At 51.1% G+C, this 5,482-nt stretch carries 5 protein-coding genes; 2 read left to right on the forward strand and 3 right to left on the reverse strand.

All coding sequences use genetic code 11. The annotated features are described in order from the left end of the window. The 3 genes from ACWA6V_RS16595 to ACWA6V_RS16605 form a co-directional block, all read right to left on the reverse strand. Positions 1-910, reverse strand: a 910-nt coding sequence (locus tag ACWA6V_RS16595; protein WP_449523534.1) for a hypothetical protein, incomplete at its 3' end; no start/stop codon positions are given. Next, positions 894-1,712 carry a hypothetical protein gene (locus ACWA6V_RS16600; protein WP_449523535.1) on the reverse strand — a complete coding sequence of 273 codons (819 nt, stop codon included), beginning with the start codon at positions 1,710-1,712 and terminating at the stop codon, positions 894-896. The genes ACWA6V_RS16600 and ACWA6V_RS16595, both read right to left, overlap by 17 nt. A gap of 95 nt (positions 1,713-1,807) precedes the next feature. Next, a complete protein-coding gene (locus ACWA6V_RS16605; protein WP_449523536.1) occupies positions 1,808-3,208 on the reverse strand; it encodes a COG4315 family predicted lipoprotein in 1,401 nt (466 codons plus the stop codon). Positions 3,209-3,370: 162 nt separating this feature from the next. Between ACWA6V_RS16605 and ACWA6V_RS16610 the strand changes: the two genes are divergently transcribed. Together ACWA6V_RS16610 and ACWA6V_RS16615 are read left to right on the forward strand one after the other, a co-directional pair. Next, on the forward strand, positions 3,371-4,522 hold the full coding sequence (locus tag ACWA6V_RS16610; RefSeq protein ID WP_449523537.1) for a PA0069 family radical SAM protein: 1,152 nt from the start codon (positions 3,371-3,373) through the stop codon (positions 4,520-4,522). A 172-nt stretch (positions 4,523-4,694) separates the two neighbouring features. Further along, positions 4,695-5,387 (forward strand): glycosyltransferase family 32 protein, encoded by a 693-nt coding sequence (locus ACWA6V_RS16615; protein WP_331350619.1) that lies wholly within the window; start codon positions 4,695-4,697, stop codon positions 5,385-5,387. The last annotated feature ends 95 nt before the right edge of the window (positions 5,388-5,482 follow it).

The following is a 5,482-nucleotide window of genomic DNA, read 5'->3' on the forward strand; positions in this document are numbered from 1 at the left end:
GTTTAACGTTGTAGCCTTTACTAATCTCGCGATTGACTTCCAATAAACCTACCCGCTGCTGCTGATACTCATCGGGAATGTTTTCAATGGATTCATCTTCAATCAGATCTGCCTCGGCAAGAAAAACAAATCCCTGCCACACAAAACCGCCAAATAGATTGGCTTGCGTGCGCGCGCCAGCTTCGGCATCGTTGTAAAGTGCAGTTGCGCCAATACGCCAGTTGTTGCCGAGATATTCCGCGCGCGATAAAAATTGTAAGTTCTTATCGTCATTGTTGAGGCCACTGCTGCCATTGCTAAGCGCAAAATTAAACAGGGTTTTGGTGTACTGTAAACCCAACTCCACACCGTTGTCGCCGGTATCAAAATTAAATCCACTTGCCTGCCGGATAAACGCGCTGTCATCTTCCAGACGAATACCGTAGGGCAACATAATGCGCCCCGCTTTTAAAAAATGGTTGCCGTTAAGTTTGGTGAGAATAAATGCCTCGCGATTTAGCGCCCCACCGGGTGCGATCTGTTCATCGATATAGAGTGAGAAACGCGAGTCTTTCGGTTGCAAAACCACATAGAGTTGGCCGGATTGTGTTTCAAATCCGCGCGTGTCCTGACCCTCATCGCGATCCGACTGGTAATAATTGGTGCGCAGGTCTGCACCTATGCGCAATGTTTCGCCTAATTTTCCGGCATCAAATAAATCCAGGCTACCTGCAGTTTGTGGCAATACATGAGTGCCGTAGTAGGCACCGTAAGTATTGCGTGCACCACCACCGGCCGGATTGACATGGCAGGTGGAACATTGAGTGTTATTTTTTATCGCGAGATAGGGTTCTGCACGAGCGGTGTTTATTAACAGCAGCCCCATCACACAAATTAAAAATGCAAAATAATTTTTACAGTGAATAAACATAGCTGTAGCCTCCGCCCTGGTTTTCGTCGCTATCGCCGTCAAATACACGCTGCTCCTGATCGAGCAGTGGATATAAGTCGCTGTTGTTGATCAGCACTTCCAGTTGTATCGCCTGTAGGGGAATATCACTGACGGTGATGTAGAGAATCTGGTCGATCAGCAAGAGTGAAAAATCCGCTGCCGTTTTTTGTCCATCCAGGTTGTTATAAAACACGCTGATACTTTCAGGTGAAAGTGTTTCAAATTGCAGCGGGCGACTGAAATGCAAATTCACTGTCACCTGTGAATTCAGTTTTTGTGCACTGGCGCGCGCAACTTTTGTTGTCGCTGAGCCTGTGCCAGTGCGCGGGGCACCATTGGCGATCCAGCTGCGCACCTGATCAATTTGCTCTTGCGATAAATAAGGGCCACCGAGTGGCATACGCGCACCGACAATATCTGCAGTGCCTTCCAATTTTTTTATCAAATAACTGTCATCCGGTCTACCGGGATTGACGCGCATAAGCGTGGGAATTTCATCGGCTGTGCGATTGACTAAAAGCGCATAGGAATTTTCTTCTGAATCCAAACGCAGTCCGCGCGGCGCATTGGCACCTGTGTGGCAGTTGGTGCAAATGGCTCCAAAAATATTCTGCTGTAATTGTGCGAGCGTTACCGCGTTCTCTGACGCGCTACTGCTGCTTGCGCTGCTGTTTCCGTTACTGCTGGAAGTGGGCAAACCCTGACCATTTAATCCTTTACCGGAACCGGCACCGCAGGCGCTTAAGCCAGCGATTACCAGTGCTAAAAATAATAATTTCATGATGCAGTCCTCTCATCTTTTTTGTTGATCTGCGTCGTAAATAAAAACGGAAATGAAAAGCGGGCACTGCAAACCATCTGCAGCGCCCGGATTTTTTATGGCCGCGCGATGGTCCAGTCGGTGTATTCACCGGCAACATCACCAGGCTTTGAATCGCCAACATAGAAGTAGAGTGGTAAACCTTTGTAAGCCCATTGTTTGGTGGTGGCATCGCGGGTAATTACGCTGAAATCACCAAAGGCTTGTGCATCGGCGGGAGCATAAAGTGCGGGCCAGGCAGCCAGGCAACCGCCGAAGCAGGTAGTGACGCCGGGTGTATCGTCATCAAAGGTGTAGAGGGTGAAATCGAGGCGTGAATTATCGGCAGCACCGGCGGCATTAAGGATATTGCCGTGCGCAACTAACAGACGGTTTTTGGTGGGATGGTTGTTCACCGCAACTGCTGGCGTGCGCGCCACAAACCAGTTATTGCCAATAGCTTCGCCATTGGTTTGACCCGCTTGGGTATCGCCCGCAAAAAAGTAGAGCGGCATACCGTTCAGCGCCCACTGCATTTCACCGCTGGCGCGTTGCACCAGGCTGTAAGGAGCAGTTGCAACAGCACCGGCGTGGGCAATCAAGGCTGGCCAGTTGGTAAGGCAGGTACCGGAACAATTGCTGACGCCGGCGGTGTCGTTATCGAAGGTATAGAGCGTAAAACCATTGCGCTCGGCGGTGCTGGTCTGCTCGGCGCCGTTGACTGGCGTCGCCAGTTTCACACTGCCTGCAGCCGCGAGATGGCTACCGAGGGTGGCGTTGGCCACTATTTGGGTGGGCATCGGCCGTGCGAGTAACCAGTTGGCTATGGCTTTACCGGCAGTTTGGCCAGCAACTGTGTCATTTTTGAAAAAGTAGAGTGGCTTGCCGTGATAGGCCCACTGCAATGCAGTACCGGCAGTGCCCATGCTGCGGGTGATTATCGAGTAAGGCGCACTCGCTTGATCACCCGGATTGGCCAATAACGGTGGCCAGTTCACCAGGCAATTGCCGCTGCAGTTGGATACACCGGTCGTGTCGTTGGCAAAGGTGTAGAGGGCGAACCCCGTGCGACTCAGCAACTGGCCGGTAAAGCTGGTGTTGCCGCCACCTTCAGGCATGCCGACTAATACGTCGCCACTCGCGACAAAATAATCGCCATCAGCGGCATTGATTTGGCTATCGACCAAGACAACGGGCGGGACCAATGCCGGTGCTACCGAGCTGGACGCCAATGAACTGGACGCCGGAGTACTGGATGCCGGTGTGCTACTCGGCGCAACTGAACTGGCGGGTGTACTGCTCGGTGCTATAGAGCTGGCTGCCATGGAGCTGGGCGCCGTGCTGGAATAACCGGTGCTACCGGGTGTTGATGAGTAACCTTTGCCGCCACCCCCTCCGCCGCCGCAAGCAGTGAGCAGGCCGGTACAGGCAAGGGTAATAACTAAATTACGACAGGATTTGTTGATAAACGGGTTCATGGTGGTTCCTCCTTAGATTGATTTGTCGGAGGAACTTACGGGCGACCTGCAAAAAGGTTGCAGTAGCCATGCAAGATAAATTGAAACCTGCCTTGCACCTCAGCGGGTTTAAGCACAAAATAACTGTTTGTATGTACAGCATAATTGTGTGGAGGAGGGGTGATGAGCACAAACGACGAGGATTTTATCGAGCCCGCCCCCTGGATCAACGCCGCACCCCAAGCCCACAAAGGGCGCGGTGCAATCAGCAATATCGCCGGACGCTTTGAGACTCATTTAATTGAAACAGTCGATGACGGTTGGACACCTTTTGTTGACGATACCGACATCAACCCGGCATTAAAAACTCACATTACCCCCGAGCTAGCCAAGACCATCCTCAGCCGCAACCAATCTCCGGATTTACCCTTTAGCGTGACGCTCAACCCCTATCGCGGTTGCGAGCACGGTTGTATCTACTGTTTTGCGCGCCCGACCCATTCTTATCTCGGTCTATCGCCCGGTTTGGATTTTGAAACCCGGCTCTACGCCAAAACCAATGCGCCGGAATTGTTGCGGCGCGAACTCGCGCATAAAAATTACGAGCCCAGCCCTATCGCCTTTGGAATGAATACCGATGCTTACCAGCCGTGCGAGCGCGACTTAAAAATCACGCGCCGCTGTTTGGAAGTGTTGCATGAGTGCGATCACCCGCTCGGCATGATTACCAAATCGGCGCTGATCGAGCGGGATATCGATTTACTACAAGAGATGACTGCGAAAAATCTGGTCACAGTGGCCATCACCATTACCACGCTCGATCATTCAATCGCACGAACACTAGAACCGCGCGCCGCATCGCCCACCCGCCGCTTACAGACAATTGAAAAACTCGCGCAAGCGGGTATACCGGTGCTCGTGAGCGTGGCGCCAGTGATTCCCTTTGTGACTGAACAGGAGTTGGAAAATGTGATGCGCGCTGCTGCCGATGCCGGCGCCACTGCTGCGGGTTACACCGTGTTGCGTTTACCCTGGGAAGTAAATCCGCTCTTTCAGCAGTGGCTCACAACCCATTTCCCCGAGCGTGCCGAGCGGGTGATGAATCGCATCCGCGATATGCGCGGCGGCAAAGATTACGATGCAAATTTTGCCACGCGCATGCGCGGCGAAGGCCTCTGGGCCGATATGATCCGCCAGCGTTTTGCCAAAGGGCTTAAACGCTATGGCTTGGGCAAGAGCGGGCGTTTTGTACAATTGGATTGCAGTTTATTCCGCAAACCGCTGAGTATTCCGGCGCCGAAAAAAACCAATGGGCAGTTGGATATTTTTGGTTAACGCAAAACATGGATGAATCTGGTGCATTACATACACAAATGCCCGCAACTATTGCTTTCTTGGCACGCCTATCTACAAAAAAGCGATGTTTCGATGGATGGCATAGCAATTGCGTGAATTCCGGGGTGATCCATCTGTTGATTTAACCGCCCGCTGGAAAAAGGAAAAACCTATGATTCCCAAAATCCTCCATCAATGCTCCAAATCTTACGTCTGGGAAGAGCGCCAACTGACCAAACGCGCGCGTGAGTTAATGCCTGATTTTGAATATCACGCCTGGACCGACGAGTCCAATCTGCAGCTTGTAAAAGACAAGGCTCCGCAATTTCTCGATGATTATTTAAGTATTCCAGTAGGGGTGATTCGCGTTGACATTGCGCGCTGTTTGTACCTGTATGTGTACGGCGGGATTTATTTTGATACCGACTATGTTTTTTACAAACCTTTGGATGAGAAATTTTTAGCGAACAAGTGTGTACTGGCGATCGAAGAGAAGGAATGCAAAAGTATTGGTGGCAGTTATAAGCTGGGTAATGCCTTTATGGCATCTGCGCCGGGCTTTGATATGTGGTTAAAATTTATCGAGCGCATTTTTGCCAAACATCGCGCCGGTGAGACCAACATTGTTTTTCTCAGCGGCCCCCACGCCCTTACCTTATTTTTACAAGACAATCCGCAATATAACGACGATATTACCATCATGCCTGGGCACGTAATTTATCCTGAATTTGCGATGGCGAAGCTCACTGCGAAAAAAACCGCACAGACTATTGGTGCTCACTTGTGTTGGGGATCATGGCGCGGCAAACCATTACATCAATATGTCCGCAGCCGTTTACGTCGCTGGATTTCAGCGGTAGTCTGATGCGTTGCAATCACATTTTATTGCGACGCAATTAACTTCCCTAGCACCGCAATAGCCGCCTCCCTTTCTTTATTCCACCGTTGGCCCTAATTGAT

The sequence above is a fragment of the Cellvibrio sp. genome (assembly GCF_053579595.1).